Genomic DNA, 17492 nt, shown 5'->3' on the forward strand with positions numbered 1-17492 from the left:
CCCCATCCCGGCGAAGCGGCTCAATCCGAGCTTCGAGATTGAAGGCGAGGAACATGTTTTGGTTACACAGTTTATGTCGGCAATTCCGGTGTCGGTATTAAAGGAACGAGTCACAAACCTTTCTGCTTCACATGACGATATCGTATCCGCGCTCGATATGGCATTTCACGGGTTTTGAACTCTACAGTTCAGTTATTCAACTGAGTGACAACATTGATAACCAGTCAGGAAATTTCCCGCTTGGCACCGGCGAACTGCTTTCGTTCATAGTGACGACTGACAAGTGCCGCACCCAATCTAATCATAATAGTGCCGCAAGTCTCACCACAACACCCAAAACTAAACTGGAGCCAAAAGCGGGGCTTTGGCAGTCGGTTGTACAAATTGGGGCAGAAAGGTCACAAAAAGATAGATCAATCCTGGGATTGAGAACCTCAACAATAGTGCTATCTCGAAACGTCTTTGATTGCGGGTTGCCGGAATGATCGTTCGTCTTGTTCTACTCAAAGAAGATGACCAGCCCAAGCCAGACGAGATAAGCAGAGCCGATAGGTCTTATGATCGCATAAACGATCGAATCATGTTCTGACAGCGAGGCAAGGCTCTTCGTAGCCGCGGCGGCCTTCAGCAACAACGCAAGAACTGGTTATCCAGTTCAATATATAGTCAAGCTCGCGCAGGGGTTAATGCGCTAGTTAGCTTTGGGTGCCGTAAATACGGGAAGCGGGTAGGTTTGCCCCAAAACAACCCCAGCTTCTCGCAAAATCTGCTCTGGCGCCGCAAATGGCTTGTGGATCCAGCGATCCGGGATTGCGGCGATCTCTGGAACCCATTTGCGTACGTAGACGCCATACATGTCAAATTTGTCGCCCTGCAAAACCGGATTGAACACACGGAAGTAAGGTGCCGCATCCATACCACAGCCAGCGACCCACTGCCAACTCCCCGGGTTGCTGGCTATATCCGCGTCCACCAACGTATCCCAGAACCATTTCTCGCCCTCACGCCAGTCGATCTGCATATTCTTGCTTAAAACCGATGCCACCAGCATTCTTACACGGTTGTGCATCCAGCCTGTCGCCCAGAGCTGACGCATACCAGCGTCAATCAGTGGGATACCGGTCTTGCCTGTCTTCCAGGCATCAATCGCCTCCGGATTGTTGAGCCAGCGGATATCAGCCAATGTGTCGCGCATGTCGTTTTCGGCAATATCAGGACGATAATAGAGCTGATGATAATGGAAATCGCGCCAGATCAGCTCAGAAAGAAATTTTTCACCGCCAGCGTGAGTGCTTTGATCATGATCCATGAGTGACAGTGTAGCATGCCATGCTTGTCGTGGACTGATTTCGCCAAAACGGAGATGGGGCGATAGTTTTGATGTACCTTCAACGTCCGGACGATCACGATCTCCGGCATAATCGCGAATAGTTGTATCAAAGAAATGATAAAGTTGGTCAATGGCAGCCGTTTCGCCGATCTTCCAAAGACCGCTCATCTTTCTGGACCAGACAGCCTCTTTGTAGTTTTTCTGCTTGGGCTTGTGTTTGACGGTCGTCGTCTCGACTCTTCGGTCTGGCGAGGGTAGTGGTCTGCTCACACCATGCTGGCGCAGTGATTTGGCATATGGTGTAAAAACTTGATAAGATCCGCCGTTACCGGATTTGATCTCCCAGGGTTCCACCAGCAGATTGCCTGCAAAAGACTCCACGCGCAGTCCTTTGTCCTTAAAGCTGGATTTGATGATTGCATCGACTTCTCGCTCTTGAGGAGCATAACGACGGTTCCAGAAAACGGTATCAAAGCTGTTTTCCTCAATTAATTGTTCGATGATATTGAGCGCTTCGCCGTCGGCAACAATCAACTCTATATTTCGTTCATTGAGACTTTTTGCCAGCAAGTCCAGGCTCTGTTCCAGCCACCAACGGACGGCAGCGCCCGGGACACGCAATTGCGGATTGGACTCATGCACAAAAAGGACCGTGATCGCGCCACCCAGCTTGAATGCGGCATGAAGGGCAGGATTGTCAGCAAGGCGCAGATCGTTGCGCAACCATACAAGCGCTTTGGCAGTCATTCATTGATCCTTCGTTAAACGGTTGCAGGACATGTTTTCAGACGCAAAAATCTCACCATATTCATGACGAACGCTGTAATCTTCCCGGGGTTTTTCGGGGACCAGGGAAAAACGCGTTGACCTGGCCTTGCAGAGCACGGAATTTTTCACCCCGCGATTTCAGCATATGTTCTTCAAGCGCAGGGATGCCGGAGACATGCACCAGCAGCCAATACATCTGGATCGGAGCAAGAAGCGACAGCCAACTCCATGGCGATCCGGTAATTGCCATCAACGGCCACGCGCACCAGAACAGCCATTCAAAGAAATAGTTGGGATGTCTGGAATAAGCCCAAAGACCGGTTTCGCAAACTTCTGTTTTGGCTTCTGGAGTCATGCGAAACTGCGCAAGCTGCGCATCAGACAGCGCTTCACCAATCAACGCTATGGCGATGATTGCAACCCCGACCATATCCCAGACATATGGAAAACCGGGGCGACCAACCACAGCGAGATAGACAGCCAGAACCAAAATGAAGGCTGCGAGAGCCTGTATCTGCAAAAACCAATATAAGCGAACGGAAGCGTTTTCGCCCCATTCTTTTAGCAGCTTTGCATAACGCGGGTCTTCGCCATGGCGCATGCTACGCTTGGCGATATGAAAGCCAAGACGCAGCGACCACACCAGAATGAGGATCATTATAGCTAAGCGCCGTTGCCATGTCGCATCTGCAAGAATAATGGCTATGACTGAGCCCACCCCCACTGAAAACGACCAGATAGCGTCGATCCAGCCGCTTTTGCCGGTCTTTCGTTCAAGCGCCCAGGCAAATGCCATGATGGCAGACAGGCTGATGGCAACAACTAAGAGCAGACCGGGTTGCATGGCGGACCTTTATTGGGAGTTCGCTTTTCCTCATGCAATACGTTCTGTTTGTCTGCTTGGTTTCTTAAGCGGCTCAAAAAAATAAAAAAGTTTCGTCGCGGATTGAACCAAACTTCTTCTCAAAACGTAAAACGACGAAAATGTAGCACATACGCAGCTCAACGCGCGGTGAAGAGAGGGACTATGGATATCACGAACCGTCCGGGTAGCTCCAAACGTCTCAGCGTCGCGATCATCGGCAGCGGGATTTCTGGATTATCTGCTGCATGGCTACTGTCGCAACGGCATGATGTGACTTTGTTTGAATCATCGGACCGTATTGGCGGTCATAGCAACACCGTCGAATTTGAGAGCAGTCATGGTCCTGTGGCCGTCGATACCGGGTTCATTGTCTATAATGAAGTGACCTATCCCAATCTGACTGCCCTGTTTCGCGCGCTTGACGTTCCAACAGCCGCGTCGAACATGTCGTTTGCTGTTTCAATCGGAAATGGCGCTTACGAATATTCCGGCGGTACCGGCCTAGGCCTCTTTGCCCAGTTCTCCAATCTGGTCAGTCCACGCTTCTGGTCGATGATCCGCGATCTCTTACGATTTTATCGCAATGCGCCCAAAGACCTGAGGTTCATGGGCGATGTTGCGCTTGATAATTATCTTGCACGCAATGGTTATGGCCGGGCTTTTCGTGAAGATCATCTTTATCCGATGGCGGCAGCGATCTGGTCCACCCCTGCCATGGAAGTGGGGCAATATCCGGCTGCAAGCTTCGTCCGCTTCTGTTGCAATCACGGCCTTCTAGCTCTTCGTGACAGGCCAATCTGGCGTACGGTAACTGGCGGTAGTCGGGAATATGTAAGGCGGATCACAAAGCCCTATGCAGACCGGATCAGGCTCTCAACGCCGATCAAATCCGTGCAACGCGCCGAACATTCCGTCGAGTTGATCGACGGAAACGGTATTTCCCATGTGTTCGACGATGTTGTGATTGCCACACATGCCGATGAGGCTTTGCGGATGTTGGCCGATCCGGGCGCGGATGAAAGCCGCATTCTCGGCGCGTTTCAATATTCACGAAATGAAGCGGTGCTGCACAACGATATTTCGCTGATGCCCAAACGCCGTGCGGCGTGGTCGAGCTGGAATTACCTAACCAATGCAGCAACTGGCCAGGCGCAGCCATCCATCACTTACTGGATGAACCGTCTGCAACCGCTGGGCCAAGCGCCCGAGACTTTTGTGACGCTCAATCCTTGTCGTGCACCACGCGAGGAACTGGTGATCCGTCGCGTTATCTATGAACACCCGATTTTCGACATGGCAACAGATCGTGCGCAGAAAGAAATCTGGTCCTTGCAGGGGCAGCGCAGGACATGGTTTTGCGGCGCGCATTTCGGCTCCGGCTTTCATGAGGACGGCCTTCAGGCAGGTCTTGCCGTGGCAGAAGATCTGGGCGGCCTGCGCCGTCCATGGCAGGTCGAGCACGAAAGCGGGCGCATCGTTCGCCAGAGTTTCCCTATTTGGGAAAGGGCGCTGGCATGACCGAGAACTTCCAGTCCGCACTGTTTCCCGGCCATGTGACCCATGCGCGTTTACGACCGAAGGTTCATAAGCTGGCCTATAAAATCTACTCGCTCCTGCTCGACCTTGATGAGCTGGAAGCGCTTGATTGCAAACTGAAGCTGTTTTCGCTCGACCGTTTCAATCTGTTTTCTTTCTACAGGAAAGACAGAGGCGACGGATCCGCCCAGCCGCTACGCAAGCAAGTGGAACGCGCCATGGAGGCAGCCGGAATAGTACCTGATGGTGGTGCGATCCGCCTGCTCACAATGCCGCGTATTGCGGGCTGGGCTTTTAACCCGCTCAGTGTTTTCTTCTGCTATAATTGTGGCGGTGAGCTTGTGGCGGTCCTCTGGGAGGTTGATAACACTTTCCGCCAGCGCCACGGCTATATGATCCCGGTCCAGAACTGCGATAACGGACGCATCGTACAAAGCTGCGACAAGGCTTTTTACGTCTCGCCCTTCATGGATATGAAGCTGCGATATGAGTTTGAAGTCACGCCTCCCGCAGACCAGCTTTCCATCCGCATCAACAGTTTTGATGATGAAGGCCTGCTTTTGACGGCCCGCCATCTGGCACGCCGGGTTGAGCTAAGCGACGCCACCTTGTTGCGTGCGTTTTTTTCGATTCCGTTTCTCACCTTGAAAGTGATTGGCGGCATTCACTGGGAAGCGCTGAAAATATGGTTGAAGGGCATCGGTTTACGCAAACGACCCGCAGCGCCTGAGATTTCCATTACATCTGTTCGTAACGAGACCGCCCAGCAGAGGAACAAGGCCGCATGAGCCAGCTCGACGAATATCATCAACTATCGGCATCAACCCGGACTGAACGACCGGCTTTCAGCCCCTCGGCTATCGTGTTGAAACGCCTGCTGAAGCAGGTTCAGCATGGGCGATTGGTGCTTTCGCTGCCCGACGGTGAGGTCATTGCCGTCAACGGTCGATTGCCCGGACCGGAAGCCAAAATTGCAATTGTTAAATGGAACAGCCTGCGTCGCCTGCTGACGGGCGGGGATATCGGCTTTGCCCAAGCCTATATCGAAGGCGAATGGACATCGCCCCATCTCACATCGGTCATCCGTTTTGCGGCGCGCAATCGCGATACGCTTATATCCACATTACGCGGATCTGGTTGGACGCGAGCGCTGAACCGTATCGGCCATCTGCTCAATGCAAACACGCGTCGCGGCAGCCGGCGCAACATCGAAGCCCACTACGATCTCGGCAATGATTTCTATGCCCGGTGGCTCGACCACTCGATGCTTTATTCATCAGCGATCTGGACTGAGACGACCCATAGCCTTGAAAGTGCCCAGGAGCAGAAGTTGCAGTATATTTCTGAAAAACTGGCGCTTGAGGGCGGCGAAAGAATTCTGGAGATCGGTTGTGGCTGGGGTGCCTTAGCTGGCTATCTCGCAAACTGTCGTAATGCCCATGTGACAGGAATAACCCTGTCGCCGTCGCAGCTCACCTGGGCAAAAGCCGCAGTTGAAAACGTCGGGCTCAGCGAAGCCGTTGACCTTCGCTTGCAAGATTACCGCGATATTCAGGGCCAGTTCGACCGCATTGTATCAATCGAAATGTTTGAAGCCGTTGGCGAAGCCTATTGGCCTGAATATTTCGCAACCCTGAAGCGTTGTCTCAAGCCCGGCGGTCGAGCCGTCCTGCAAGTCATTTCGATAGAAGAAACACGCTACGAAAACTATCGTCGCAAGGCCGATTTCATCCAGAGATTCATCTTTCCGGGAGGCTTTCTGCCGTCGGATAAAGTGCTTGAACGCGACCTTGCAAAGGCCGGTCTGGTTTTAAAGGAGACCGAGCATTTCGGCCGTTCCTATGCGCTTACGCTTGCCGAATGGCGTCAGCGCTTTATCGCCAACTGGCCTGAAATTGAGAAGCTTGGATTTGACGATAAATTCCGGCGACTTTGGGAATACTACCTTTGCTATTGCGAAGGTGGGTTCGAGGAAGGTGCAATCAATGTTGGGCTCTACACGATTGAACACGCTTAGACTCCACACCTACTAATGAAGGAAGCGTCGATGAAATGGATACTGACGGTCGGCATGATGATGGTATTGTTTCCCTTCTCGGCGCAGCCGGCTGAGATCAACGGTAACTGGGCGCGCGGAGATGGCAACGCGCGGGTGAGAGTTGCGGGATGCGGCAAGGATATCTGCGCGACCAACACCTGGATCAAGCCCGGAACACCAAAAGAGAAAACCGGCGACCGGCTGGTGATGAGCATCAACGAAACTGCGGACGGGCAATATTCAGGTACGGCTTTCGATCCGCAACGCAACCTGACCTACAAGATCAGCGTGAAAGTTGACGGCGACACTATGACGACCAATGGCTGCGTTCTGGCTGGCCTCCTGTGTCGCAATGTGGGCTGGACCCGCATCAAGTAAGAGAGCGAGCTATCGATGAAAGATTATCTCATAGCCTATGTGGTCACAGCGGTTGCATTTCTGGCAATCGACTCCTTTTGGTTGTCCAATATGGCGAACGTGTTTTACCGCCCTGTCATGGGTGACATGCTTGCGCCGGGTTTTCGTCTCGCACCAGCTGTCGTTTTCTATGTGATTTTCGTGTTTGGACTGGTTTTCTTCGCGGTCAAGCCCGGACTTCTGGCCGGTAGTGGTACAGTCACACTCGTTCACGGGGCGCTTCTCGGATTTGTCGCTTATGCGACTTATGATCTGACCAATCAGGCCACTTTGAAAAACTGGTCATGGACCCTGACAATCGCAGACATGGTCTGGGGCACTGTCCTGTCTACCGCGTCAGCCTATGTTGGCTATTGGGTTACGTCGCGGATCAGCGGCTAGGTTGGAGTAAGAATATGCAAAAATGGGGTCTTCTGGCCGCCTTCGTCCTGGTCATCATTGTTGTAGGAATGGCAATCGGTATGGGTTTTCCGCCGGGCGAATGGTATGCAGCGCTTCAAAAACCTTGGTTTACCCCGCCTAACGCTGCCTTTGGCCCCATCTGGACGGTACTTTATATCTTCATTGCCACTGCAGGCTGGCGCACATGGATAAACGATCGTGGTTGGCGGCGGCGCGGACCGTGGTTTGGTCAGATGGTATTGAACTTCGTCTGGACGCCTATTTTCTTCGGCGCTCACATGACCGTGCTGGGGCTTGTCGTAATCATCGGCGTCTGGCTTTGTGTGCTTTTGTTTATCATTCGCGCATGGCAACCGGATCGCATCTCGGCACTGCTATTCGTGCCTTACCTCATATGGCTATCGCTGGCGACAGCCTTGAACACGGCAATTGTCGTGTTGAACTAATCAAATAGGCGGCAATCATGCCGCCTTTTCTTTAGATGCCAATCAATGGCTGCACAAGCCGCATAAGCCAACTCTGGAACTTGAGCGGTGCGTCGGTCACCGCAAGACAGATGCAGTCGCCATCCGACGAGGCAATCGGCTGATGCACGAGATCAGCGTCCGCTTCCTCAATGTCACCGCGCGCAAAGAGCCCGGTTCCATCATGGAAACTGCCGCTCAACACCAATGTCAGTTCGCGACCGCCATGCCCATGTTCTGGCACCGGCTTTCCTGCGGGAATTCGCAAAAGTCGAACCTGCGTTTCGCTGTCTCGAGTTTCAATTGGCACCTGATAGGCACCCCGGCCAAGAGATTTCCATTTCAGGTCCGGCAAATCGCCATCGACGTAGGATCGCAGTGGTTCCGGTATCACGGCAGGCTGCTTTATCTCGAAGCGCGGTGCAGAAGGTTCCCTTGATTGCGGTGTCTTCTGCAACCTGTCTTTGAAACTATCCCATGTGGATGCTTCGAGTTTCTGCGGCTCAACCGCGTCAAGAAGCTGACCGCCAATCTGTTCAAACTGCTTGAACCTTGAACGGCAGGCCGGGCAGAGCGCAAGATGCGTGGCGACTGCGATGCTCCAACCCTCGGCCAACGTGCCCGCAGCATAGCCTGAAAGGAGTTCGTCGCTCAAATGATGCTTGATATCCATCAATGCGCTCCCGAATTATCGAGCGCTGCGCGCAATTTGTTGAATGCCAGCCGCAGGCGGGATTTAACCGTACCAAGCGGGAGGTTCAGCTTCTTTGCGATGGCGCTATGCGTGCGTTCCTCGAAATAAGCGAGTTCAAGCAAGGCGGATTGCTCCTTCGGCAAGTCGGCCATTGCAGCGCGCAACTGGCTGGCGGATTGCCGCTCGGCAATCCTCAGGTCAGCGGGCTGTTCCTCATCGGGCACAAAGGCCGGATCGGTTGGGTCGAACTCCGGGCGCCGGGCGCGTCGCACTGCATCGATGCGTTGGTTTCGTGCAATGGTGAAAATCCAGGTGGACAAGGCTCCTTTGGCAACATCGAACTGATCTGCCTTGTTCCAGACCGCAATCATAGTCTCTTGCATTAATTCTTCCGCTGTTTGCGTATCAGCAGACAGTTTGGCCATATAAGCCTTCACCCGGGGTGCGAAATGCTTGAAAATCACCTCGAAAGCGTCCACATCGCGTCGGGAACTGACCGCCAGCATCAATTCCTCCATTGAGGGCTGGTCTTCAGGTGCGGTCTGTCCATTCATCCGTATTAAACCCCATCCGCTCAGAAGTAGCGAAGCCAGAACCTGTAAATTATGCTGAGCTTCCATGTGCCACTGTTGCGAGAGGAATGAAACTTTTGTGTTCATCAGCATTATACGCAAACAGATTTAATCTGGATCACACCAGATTTCAAATGTAGGGCGTCATCGCAAGCAGCACTCTCGAACTCTGACTTTTTAGCAATAAATCATGCATCAGCTAAGTGAATTCATAACAGCTGAACAAGCTCTTATTTTACTCGCGATCTTATGGCTCACCAAATGCTTTCTCGTAACTGATCTCAAACGTACGAAAGCTGTAAATCGCCGCCTCGATGCACCGCTTTTCATCCTGTTTGTCGAGCGGTACGGATTCCAGCAAAGAAACGGTCTTCTTCCATCCAGCTAAATTTCCGACCTGTTTTGCTAAATGACGCGCACCATACTCGTCGCCAAGACCAAGCAATCGAGTCTTTTGGATGAGAAATGTCGCCCCCAATGCGGAACCTTCGAGCACGTATAGCGTGCCAATCGCGGCAGGCAAATCAACACGCGTTCCAACGGGGAACTTCAATTCCGGTCTCTTCAGTTCTTCCCCGTCGGACAGGTCCGCGTAATCCTGTTGAAGGTCAGATTGAATTTTATGTTTATCCCAATCTGAGAATATTCTTTTCAGTTCACTTTCATCCAGCAATGTTTCCAGAATCAATCTGCTGTGCCAGGTGGCCTTTAGATATTTCCTGTAGGCATTCAATGAATCGAACATGCCATATAACGAACCAAGTCTGTCAATTCGGTCGTGGTGGGGCGCGGTAGCGGCTTTCAAATCCCAACGGCGTTGCGGGACAGTGTGTTGGGTCATTAGAAAAAATTTCCATCGTTCGTTAGGCTCGTGAAGACTACGTAATATCGTTTTGCCGACATTGCCAGATAGGCTTTCTAGATGGTGAGCAGTTCAAGCAGTGAACGAGGAAAACGTCATGAATAAATTCCGTGCATTACGGCGTCGTAATGCTCCTCGATTTCCTGCGTACATCTGCAGGATTTGCGCTTCAAAGCGCTTTTATCATTTATGATGAACAATCCGCGTCTGGTGGCAATAATGCCCTCGTTACGCAATTGACCAATAATGCGCGTTACAAAAGTCCTGCCAACTCCCAGCATTTCTGACAACTGATCGTGCGTCATCTCAAATTGATCTGTGCCGGTTCGTTCTGCTGCTGCTAGCAGCCATTTGGCAGTTCGCTGGGTTATGGTATGGGTCGCGTTACACGCAGCCGTTTGAAATACCTGAGCCATCAGGCAATCAGAATAGCGGGAAAACCAGTGCCGAAGCGAAATGGAATCCAGCTTCAACTGTTCGAGTGCGGCCGTTTTGATCCTGACAAAACTTCCCGAGTTACGAACGATGGCAGTGGCATAGGCGGGCAGACTTCCGTTCGACACAATCCCCCCCACAGCCCCTTCCCTTCCTATCAGCGCGATTTCGACGGCGCTATTGTCTTCATCGACCCAGCGCTGAAAACTCGCGAGCGCTGCCCCGCACGGAAACCATGTGTGAACAACGTCATCTCCCGCCTTCTGCAAAACAGCCTCCGCTTCAAGTTCGTAGAAGACCGTATGCGGCAGCAGCTTTTGTCGGTCCTCCTCATTGAGCATCATCAGAAGCAAATTGCCCGACATCTCGTGGGTCGATGTTAAATTCATACAGTCGAGTTCCTCTTTTCGCGACCGTTGTGTCCAATAGTGGACGGACGATCCTTTCGGTCTATGTTACTTTTAGACGTACTTAACGTAACCCATTGAAAAGACGTGTTTGTTTGTGTGCTCCATCATTAATAATACAATCTCAATGGATGTTTTCGTTTGTCAGCGGTCACAACGTCTTGCCGTTTTCAGCTCTCAGATAATTTAGCAATCCTGGAAAAGGTGCGCTCACGAACGGTTAAGTCCGGGAAAGTTCTGCCGCAATGGATGTGTCCGAACCTGTCAATCTCACTAATTGTGACCGCGAACCAATCCACATTCCAGGTTCGATCCAACCGCACGGCGCAATGCTGGTTATGGATCAGTCTGGCCAAAATCTCCTTTTTGCTTCTGCCAATATTCCATGCATAACGGGCTATAGAGGGGATTTGATCCCTGGCATCGCCATTTCTTTGATTGTTGGCGAGAAAAATGCCCATGATTTCCGTAATGCAGCCGCAAAAGCGAGAGAGCCGGGCTTGTCATCTGTCGTACTTGGCCTGCGCTTTCCAGGCAAATCCCTGCTCTTTGACGCTGTGATCCATACACACAAGGGAAGAACATTCGTCGAAATAGAGCCCTGCGCGGATCGTGGGCAAAGTGCCCGTCAGGCGCTTGATCTCACACGCAGCGTCATTCATCGCATTGGTCGCGAGGAAACGGTAGACAAAGCTGCAGCAACGGGCGTGCGCCTTGTAAGAGCAATGCTGGGTTACGACCGCGTGATGGTTTATCGATTTCTCCATAATGGAGCCGGTCGCGTCATCGCAGAGGCAAAGTCTCCCATGCTTTGCAGCTTTATGGGACAACATTTTCCGGCGTCGGATATACCGGTTCAAGCCCGGCGTCTTTATCTTATCAATACAATAAGGATGATTTCCGACACGTCCTATCAGCCGATCGCACTTTGTCCCTCACTGGCGGCAGACGAACCCGCTGTCGACATGTCCTTTGCACAGTTGCGTAGTGTTTCCCCGATCCATTGCCAGTACCTGCAGAATATGGGTGTCTCCGCTTCGTTGTCGATTTCGATTGTCGTTGATGGAGCATTATGGGGCCTGATATCTTGTCATCACGACAGCCCTAAAGTCACCCCTCTTCCCCTACGCATAGGCGCTGAACTGTTCGGGCAGTATTTTTCGTTACATATTGCCGATTGTGAAAGACGCAAAACATTGCAACTCACCGCGGACGCACGAGAAAAGCTCGACGCGATCGTATCCCAATTAAGCATCAGTGACGAAATTCGCGAGAGTCTGGGGGCACAACTCAGCCGGTTTTCCGAATTGGTTGGCGGCAACGGAGCTGCATTATGGATGAATGGGCAATGGCTTCAAAGTGGCGACGTACTCAACGAACATCAAACTCGCCAAGTGCTCGAAACCGCAAGCCGTCAATCACGACGCGAGCTTTGGGCAAGTCAGGAAATCAGGGCCCACTTGGCCGATTATGCCGGAAGCGTTGCAGGCCTGCTGGCAATACCACTTTCGATGGCGTTCAATGATTATCTTGTTTTGTTCCGCAACGAAGAGGCGCACGCTATCGAATGGGCGGGCGAGCCGGTGAAAACCACCGTTGAAACGCCTTTCGGCCCCAGATTAACGCCGAGAGGCAGCTTTGATACCTGGCGGGAAGAAGTTCGCGGGCGTTCAACGCCCTGGACAGCAACAGACCTTTCGGTAGCTCAGTCGATTGGCACCTATTTGCGTGACGTTATACTCCGGCAAAATGAGTTGTCTGAACAGGAAAGAGCGAAAACCGAACAGCGACGCCAGGTGTTAAACGCCGAACTCAATCATCGTGTGAAAAATATTCTTTCTCTGGTGAAGTCAATCGCGCTTCAGACGGGAGCTAACGCGACAAATGTTGCTGATTACGCTCAAACGCTTGAAGGACGATTACGTGCGCTCGCATCGGCACACGACCTGTCTTTGGACGGCAAAAACGGCGGTTCGCTAGCAGATTTGCTCAAAACCGAGGTCAACCTTTATGGTGATGCCCCTGGTCGCATAACTCTGGAAGGTCCACCGGTTCATCTCGATCAACGCGCATTCAGCGTTATCGCCATGGTCTTTCACGAGATGATAACAAATGCGGCGAAGTATGGCGCGCTTTCAATTCCACAAGGACGCCTGACTATCAGGTGGAAACAGCAAGCCTCCGGCGACTGCGAGATTTTCTGGAGCGAGACCGAAGGGCCATCCGTTACTTGGCCCTCACAGACCGGATTCGGTAGCAAGCTAATTCGAAATTCTTTTGAGTACGACCTCCGCGGAAAAGCCAAGATCGAATACCACCGGGATGGACTTCGGGCACAGTTTTCTGTTCCATCTTTATATGTGACGAAATTGACCGATGAGTTAATTACGCCAGATCTTCAAAAAGGAGTTGTTGAGAAAGTTCATATGAACGGAATGAAGATTTTGGTTGTCGAAGACCAGAGCCTGATCGCTCTTGATATGGAAAACACGTTGCGGAGATTTGGTGCGGAAGATATTAATCTTGCCTCTAACGCTCCAGAGGCATTTGAGATTATTGAAAGATCGAAACCCAATCTAGTGATCCTTGATTTTAATCTGGGGGACCGTACTTCGGAGAATATCGCCGAATTACTTCTCAGACTGAAGATTCCTTTTCTGTTCACCACAGGTTATAGCGACAGGGTGCTCATTCCCGAAAAGCTTTGTGACATAACCATCGTGCGCAAGCCCGTTAGCGATGCTGCTATTGCAGCAGCCATCAACTCCGTTCTCGGATAGTGTATTTCCCTATTTCGCGAAGCCGAAAGAGTTGGAAGGCGTTTATGGCTGGCTGCCAATCGCTCCATTATGTTGAGAAGACACCCGCCAGGCAACTTCTCTGCGCAACGGCGCTCCGTTCCGCGCATGGGTTCTGCCCGTTGCGATCTTGCAAATCCTGGATGCGCTTCGCCAATGAGCCGGTCGCCGACTGCGCCCGTTACGACAGGCTCAGGAGGATAAGTTGATGGAACGCACGCAAGTTCTAGAATTGATGAGCACGCTGAAGCTCTACAGAATACGCAGCGCCTACGACGAGGTCATGGGCAATGGCATCAGGAGGCAGCACGAACCATCGCGCGTCGTAGGCGACCTCCTGCAATTGGATCGACGAGAAACAGGCCCGGTCCATTCGCTACCAGCTCAGAATTGCCAAGCTGCCATTGGCAAAAGACATCGACTTCGCCGACACGCCCGTCAATGAAATCCTGGTGCGGGAACTGGCCACCGGCACCTTCGTTGCCGATCAGCGCAACGTTGCTCTCGTCGGCGGCACGGGACCGGACAAGAGCCATCTAGCTATCGCGATTGCTCGGGCACTCATACGCAACAGCGCGCGCGACCGCTTGTTCAACGTCGTTGATCTGGTCGATCGACTTGAAACGGAAACGCGCAACGGCAAGCAGGGTCGAATAGCCGATTATCTCACACGCCTCGACTTTATCATCTTCGGCGAACTTGGCTATCTGCCGTTCGCGCAGGCCGGAGGTCAGTTCCTGTTCCACCTCATCAGCAGGCTCTACGAGCGTACCTCGATCATCGTCGACGAACCTGGCATTCGGTGAATGGCCGTCGGTGTTCAGTGACGCCAAGATGACAACAGCACTTCTCGACCGCCTGACCCATCACTGCGAGATCGTGGAAACCGGAAATGAGTCCTGGCGCTTCAAAAACCGCTCTCAAAGCTATAGCGAAGATACACATCACCCGCGCTTGGCCTACCCTCTGCAACCCCGGCCAGCGCCGGGCCGGCCAAGCGCTAATCGTCTACAATGGGGTGAAGATTGGACCCCGATAAGGGGTTAATATTGCGCGCTAATTGAGAGTCAACAAAGCAACTCAGTGGCTATTAAGAATTGGGGCCGCCGCATTTCGTGGCCGCATCGGCGCGGCTTTTCGTTTCGGCTTTGGCAAAAGGCCCTCGCGTTGCGCTCTCTTTTTTGCATCTTTGCGAGCGCGACGGATGGCTTCGTCTTTCTCGCGGATGCGTTTTTCTGACGGCTTCTCATAAGCGCGACGTTCTCTGATTTCACGAAAGACACCTTCGCGCTGCAATTTCTTTTTCAGTACACGGAGTGCCTGGTCGACATTGTTATCTCTAACGAGTACCTGCAATTTCTATCCTACTCTTTTGAAAATTTGGTGCGCTCGCGCTCCAAACGTGCAGCTCGGAGCCGGGCGGTTTTTGCGTTAACTGCTGCTCTTTCGTTTTCCAGAATGCCCTTGGCAGTCTTGTCGGTCACAGCGTTTTTTGTTTCCATACGTGTGCGAGGCTGCTTGAAGATCGTTTCTTTGGTAGGCTCGCCCATCTTATACTGTCCTTCCGGCTGTTGGATCCGCATTCGGGTCAGAAAAAAAGGACCAAATAAAAAAGGTCGGGCAGACCCGACCTTCCAATTGTCTCAACGAGCAATGCCAGTACATCCGTGGTCAAAGACCCGAGACAATATCATTGCTCCAATCAAATAGCCTGAAGATTATCGGCAGCCTTCTTGCCCGAGCGGCGATCCGCTACGAGTTCGAAGCTTACTTTCTGGCCTTCATTGAGTGCATGCAAACCTGCACGCTCAACAGCCGAAACATGAACGAATACATCCGGAGAGCCATCATCAGGTTGAATAAATCCAAAGCCTTTTGTGCCATTAAAGAATTTTACTGTTCCGTTGGTCATATTGAATATCCTTCAAATCGAACGGTTAAATAATAACGAAAATTAATTCGCTGCGAGTTTTACGATTTGAGAGAAAAAGAAGGGCTTTAAATTTCAGCCACGTCGTTCGATAACAAATTCGATGCGTATCATCTAGCGCTAACCAAGCATTTTTACAAGGTCTTGACTTTCTTTTTATTAAAACGTGATCTTGGCGCGGTAAAAAGAACCCCGTAGCGAAAACGTGCGAGGCTGGAAGTCATATGTCATTGGCAAACAAATTTTATTTTTAGAATCGAGAAAATCAAGCGACGGCTCACTCGCGATATTTTTTCTCTGCAGCGTCGAGGCGCGCCAAAAGCTCCGAAAACGTGTCTGCATTATTGTTGGAGAACCTCACTCTCAAACCGTCTTTCAACGCCTCTGCTATAACTTGCGACAGGAGATCACAAAGTCTCACGCCCGCAGCAAACTGTCTCGACGAATGGTATGGTTTTGTAAGATCTGTCATGTGCCCAATGTCTTTATCATTTTCAGCACAACAAACGGGTGGTGGCTATGTTCCAATAACGAGCACACTGTATTCTGCAAAAGCCCGTGAAATCTCGCAACCAGTAAGGCCACGCTTGGAAAAGGTGGTGCACTAGCAGTGGGAGTTTTCTCGGTTCGGAAAAATTATGTAAGCACAAAAATTCAACTCGGCGCCGCAAGACAACTTAAAATTAAAATTTATATAGAATTCTCGCAAAAGTTGATTACATTGGTGCTATAATCAAAATCCAACGCATAATTATGTGCGTTCGATCACTGAAGATCGGATACCATCATGAACAAGTTTGATTGGTTAAAGCCCGCACTCGGCGGCGCATCGGTTGGTGCCATTGCGGCAATTGCTATCGGGTTCTCCGTAGGTGGGTGGGTCACACAAGGCACTTCTGAGCGCCTGATTGCATCCAACATGACCGACGGGGTAGCACTCGCTCTAACGCCTTACTGTCTTGAAAAATCGAAAAACGATCCGGCCGTTGTAAACATACTGGCTGACTTTAAGGCCGCACCAGCTTACTCCCGCGGTACTTTTATCGAGAAGACAGGGTGGGCGACACCGTTGGGAGCACAGCAACCCAATACCGCGCTCGCTACTGCGTGCGGCAACGAACTCGCCAAGGCGCTTTAATGTGGCCGGGAAACCGAACGAGGAGGCTATAATGAATAAACAACTTACCCATAGCATTAATTTGGAAACTGTTTCTGTACGTCCACGGCATGATGAGGACACGACGGCCAGCAGAAGCGATCTCAGAAATGCTCATGAACAAATGACTTCTCCATCTAAAGATTGGTCGCAGCTTGCGAATATTCTCCGGCGTTCTTGCGGCGGTTTCTCACGTACCCGGTCGCCACGTCATTCTTTACCGAGGAGCAAACGCAATGGCTAATGACACCACAGCTCTAGAACGAAAGGTTCTTGCACATGAGCAGATACTTCAGGTTCTCATCGGGCATCTAGCCGAGACCGAACCCAAATTTCTGGATCGACTTAAAGCAGTATTCACGCATCATCATATTCTTGGCTCCAATGAGCTGAACTACGTCAATACAGCGCAGTATGCGGAAAAATTCATTCATGAAATTGAGAAGATGCAAAAGTATAATGCAGCGCTTTGATTTTCTCCGTCTCATGATTATCTGATAAAAATTCTGAGCCGATTATTTTTAAATAAATAAATATTACATGTCTGCTTGCGCTTTAATTCGAAAAGGCGCACTGTTTATTATGCACAGCAATTGAAACGGGCGCTATCGTTGGGAGAGAACAATCTCCTGCCCCAAAATGAAGGGGACATGCGATGTCTTCCGCTTCACGTCTATCCTACTTTGGCCCAGAAGATTTCCCTTCGCTACGTGCTTTCCTGCAACGTTCCGGATATTCGCTGGAGGGTTGCGAAAAGCCAGAGACTCGCATGGAAGCCGCCAAACACCTTTGTGAAATTTTCAGCGACGGAAGCCATA

Annotated in this window: 19 protein-coding genes and 1 pseudogene; 11 read left to right on the forward strand and 9 right to left on the reverse strand. The window is 51.4% G+C overall.

Annotated features, from left to right (window positions below):
• Positions 1–4: 4 nt before the first annotated feature.
• A complete protein-coding gene (locus D8666_RS23425; protein ID WP_268967066.1) occupies positions 5–178 on the forward strand; it encodes a CcdB family protein in 174 nt (57 codons plus the stop codon).
• 513 nt (positions 179–691) lie between these two features.
• Here D8666_RS23425 and D8666_RS23430 read toward each other — a convergent pair.
• Together D8666_RS23430 and D8666_RS23435 are read right to left on the reverse strand one after the other, a co-directional pair.
• A complete protein-coding gene (locus D8666_RS23430) occupies positions 692–2077 on the reverse strand; it encodes a cryptochrome/photolyase family protein (protein WP_121539623.1) in 1386 nt (461 codons plus the stop codon).
• Positions 2078–2138: 61 nt separating this feature from the next.
• The gene (locus D8666_RS23435; RefSeq protein WP_121539624.1) at positions 2139–2942 is read right to left on the reverse strand and encodes a DUF1295 domain-containing protein; all 804 of its coding nucleotides are present in this window, start codon (positions 2940–2942) and stop codon (positions 2139–2141) included.
• A 183-nt stretch (positions 2943–3125) separates the two neighbouring features.
• Here D8666_RS23435 and D8666_RS23440 point away from each other — a divergent pair, with 183 nt between their 5' ends.
• From D8666_RS23440 to D8666_RS23465, 6 genes are read left to right on the forward strand one after another with little or no spacing between them, the layout of a single operon-like run.
• On the forward strand, positions 3126–4481 hold the full coding sequence (locus tag D8666_RS23440) for an NAD(P)/FAD-dependent oxidoreductase (RefSeq protein ID WP_121539625.1): 1356 nt from the start codon (positions 3126–3128) through the stop codon (positions 4479–4481).
• A complete protein-coding gene (locus D8666_RS23445) occupies positions 4478–5287 on the forward strand; it encodes a DUF1365 domain-containing protein (RefSeq protein ID WP_109365788.1) in 810 nt (269 codons plus the stop codon). Before D8666_RS23440 ends, D8666_RS23445 begins: the two co-directional genes overlap by 4 nt.
• Positions 5284–6516, forward strand: a complete 1233-nt coding sequence (locus D8666_RS23450; protein ID WP_121539626.1) for an SAM-dependent methyltransferase — start codon at positions 5284–5286, stop codon at positions 6514–6516. Before D8666_RS23445 ends, D8666_RS23450 begins: the two co-directional genes overlap by 4 nt.
• Before the next feature lie 30 nt (positions 6517–6546).
• Positions 6547–6915 (forward strand): DUF2147 domain-containing protein, encoded by a 369-nt coding sequence (locus tag D8666_RS23455; protein ID WP_109365786.1) that lies wholly within the window; start codon positions 6547–6549, stop codon positions 6913–6915.
• A 15-nt stretch (positions 6916–6930) separates the two neighbouring features.
• Positions 6931–7335, forward strand: coding sequence for a DUF2177 family protein (locus D8666_RS23460; protein WP_109365785.1), 405 nt, complete (start codon positions 6931–6933; stop codon positions 7333–7335).
• 14 nt (positions 7336–7349) lie between these two features.
• The gene (locus D8666_RS23465; protein WP_121539627.1) at positions 7350–7802 is read left to right on the forward strand and encodes a TspO/MBR family protein; all 453 of its coding nucleotides are present in this window, start codon (positions 7350–7352) and stop codon (positions 7800–7802) included.
• Positions 7803–7833: 31 nt separating this feature from the next.
• Here D8666_RS23465 and D8666_RS23470 read toward each other — a convergent pair whose 3' ends face one another.
• The 4 genes from D8666_RS23470 to D8666_RS23485 all read right to left on the reverse strand — a co-directional run bounded on the left by D8666_RS23470 (position 7834) and on the right by D8666_RS23485 (position 10772).
• Positions 7834–8493, reverse strand: coding sequence for a ChrR family anti-sigma-E factor (locus D8666_RS23470; RefSeq protein ID WP_109365783.1), 660 nt, complete (start codon positions 8491–8493; stop codon positions 7834–7836).
• Positions 8493–9032 carry a sigma-70 family RNA polymerase sigma factor gene (locus D8666_RS23475; RefSeq protein ID WP_109365782.1) on the reverse strand — a complete coding sequence of 180 codons (540 nt, stop codon included), beginning with the start codon at positions 9030–9032 and terminating at the stop codon, positions 8493–8495. The genes D8666_RS23470 and D8666_RS23475 overlap by 1 nt, the downstream gene beginning before the upstream one ends.
• 301 nt (positions 9033–9333) lie before the next feature.
• Complete coding sequence (locus D8666_RS23480; RefSeq protein ID WP_121539628.1) at positions 9334–9927, reverse strand: biliverdin-producing heme oxygenase; 594 nt, start codon at positions 9925–9927, stop codon at positions 9334–9336.
• A 116-nt stretch (positions 9928–10043) separates the two neighbouring features.
• Positions 10044–10772 (reverse strand): Crp/Fnr family transcriptional regulator, encoded by a 729-nt coding sequence (locus D8666_RS23485; protein ID WP_109365780.1) that lies wholly within the window; start codon positions 10770–10772, stop codon positions 10044–10046.
• Positions 10773–11035: 263 nt separating this feature from the next.
• Between D8666_RS23485 and D8666_RS23490 the strand changes: the two genes are divergently transcribed.
• Both D8666_RS23490 and istB read left to right on the forward strand, forming a co-directional pair.
• The gene (locus D8666_RS23490; RefSeq protein WP_109365779.1) at positions 11036–13570 is read left to right on the forward strand and encodes an HWE histidine kinase domain-containing protein; all 2535 of its coding nucleotides are present in this window, start codon (positions 11036–11038) and stop codon (positions 13568–13570) included.
• Positions 13571–13796: 226 nt separating this feature from the next.
• A pseudogene (gene istB, locus D8666_RS23495) lies at positions 13797–14509 on the forward strand (IS21-like element helper ATPase IstB); the annotation flags it as partial.
• A 159-nt stretch (positions 14510–14668) separates the two neighbouring features.
• Here the strand turns inward: istB and rpsU are convergent.
• From rpsU to D8666_RS23510, 3 genes are all read right to left on the reverse strand, one after another.
• Positions 14669–14944: a 30S ribosomal protein S21 gene (rpsU, locus tag D8666_RS23500; protein ID WP_121539629.1), complete on the reverse strand. Its 276-nt coding sequence runs from the start codon at positions 14942–14944 to the stop codon at positions 14669–14671.
• 8 nt (positions 14945–14952) lie between these two features.
• Positions 14953–15138 (reverse strand): hypothetical protein, encoded by a 186-nt coding sequence (locus tag D8666_RS23505; RefSeq protein ID WP_109365777.1) that lies wholly within the window; start codon positions 15136–15138, stop codon positions 14953–14955.
• 152 nt (positions 15139–15290) lie between these two features.
• Entirely contained in the window at positions 15291–15500 is a 210-nt protein-coding gene (locus D8666_RS23510) for a cold-shock protein (protein WP_109365776.1), read from the reverse strand.
• An 805-nt stretch (positions 15501–16305) separates the two neighbouring features.
• Between D8666_RS23510 and D8666_RS23520 the strand changes: the two genes are divergently transcribed.
• Positions 16306–16656, forward strand: coding sequence for a hypothetical protein (locus D8666_RS23520; protein ID WP_121539631.1), 351 nt, complete (start codon positions 16306–16308; stop codon positions 16654–16656).
• 254 nt (positions 16657–16910) lie between these two features.
• A complete protein-coding gene (locus D8666_RS23530) occupies positions 16911–17147 on the forward strand; it encodes a hypothetical protein (protein WP_121539632.1) in 237 nt (78 codons plus the stop codon).
• Positions 17148–17492 lie beyond the last annotated feature (345 nt).

Origin of the sequence: Ochrobactrum soli (assembly GCF_003664555.1) — a bacterium.
In the GTDB taxonomy this organism is placed as follows: domain Bacteria; phylum Pseudomonadota; class Alphaproteobacteria; order Rhizobiales; family Rhizobiaceae; genus Brucella; species Brucella teleogrylli.

Coding starts and splice junctions, on each gene's coding strand:
- D8666_RS23430 (WP_121539623.1), bottom strand. CDS start 2,077: ATGACTGCCAAAGCGCTTGTATGGTTGCGCAACGATCTGCGCCTTGCT.
- D8666_RS23465 (WP_121539627.1), top strand. CDS start 7,350: ATGCAAAAATGGGGTCTTCTGGCCGCCTTCGTCCTGGTCATCATTGTT.
- D8666_RS23475 (WP_109365782.1), bottom strand. CDS start 9,032: ATGGAGGAATTGATGCTGGCGGTCAGTTCCCGACGCGATGTGGACGCT.
- D8666_RS23470 (WP_109365783.1), bottom strand. CDS start 8,493: ATGGATATCAAGCATCATTTGAGCGACGAACTCCTTTCAGGCTATGCT.
- D8666_RS23440 (WP_121539625.1), top strand. CDS start 3,126: ATGGATATCACGAACCGTCCGGGTAGCTCCAAACGTCTCAGCGTCGCG.
- D8666_RS23510 (WP_109365776.1), bottom strand. CDS start 15,500: ATGACCAACGGAACAGTAAAATTCTTTAATGGCACAAAAGGCTTTGGA.
- D8666_RS23505 (WP_109365777.1), bottom strand. CDS start 15,138: ATGGGCGAGCCTACCAAAGAAACGATCTTCAAGCAGCCTCGCACACGT.
- D8666_RS23520 (WP_121539631.1), top strand. CDS start 16,306: ATGAACAAGTTTGATTGGTTAAAGCCCGCACTCGGCGGCGCATCGGTT.
- D8666_RS23480 (WP_121539628.1), bottom strand. CDS start 9,927: ATGACCCAACACACTGTCCCGCAACGCCGTTGGGATTTGAAAGCCGCT.
- D8666_RS23455 (WP_109365786.1), top strand. CDS start 6,547: ATGAAATGGATACTGACGGTCGGCATGATGATGGTATTGTTTCCCTTC.
- D8666_RS23460 (WP_109365785.1), top strand. CDS start 6,931: ATGAAAGATTATCTCATAGCCTATGTGGTCACAGCGGTTGCATTTCTG.
- D8666_RS23445 (WP_109365788.1), top strand. CDS start 4,478: ATGACCGAGAACTTCCAGTCCGCACTGTTTCCCGGCCATGTGACCCAT.
- D8666_RS23435 (WP_121539624.1), bottom strand. CDS start 2,942: ATGCAACCCGGTCTGCTCTTAGTTGTTGCCATCAGCCTGTCTGCCATC.
- D8666_RS23450 (WP_121539626.1), top strand. CDS start 5,284: ATGAGCCAGCTCGACGAATATCATCAACTATCGGCATCAACCCGGACT.
- D8666_RS23485 (WP_109365780.1), bottom strand. CDS start 10,772: ATGAATTTAACATCGACCCACGAGATGTCGGGCAATTTGCTTCTGATG.
- D8666_RS23530 (WP_121539632.1), top strand. CDS start 16,911: ATGGCTAATGACACCACAGCTCTAGAACGAAAGGTTCTTGCACATGAG.
- D8666_RS23490 (WP_109365779.1), top strand. CDS start 11,036: ATGGATGTGTCCGAACCTGTCAATCTCACTAATTGTGACCGCGAACCA.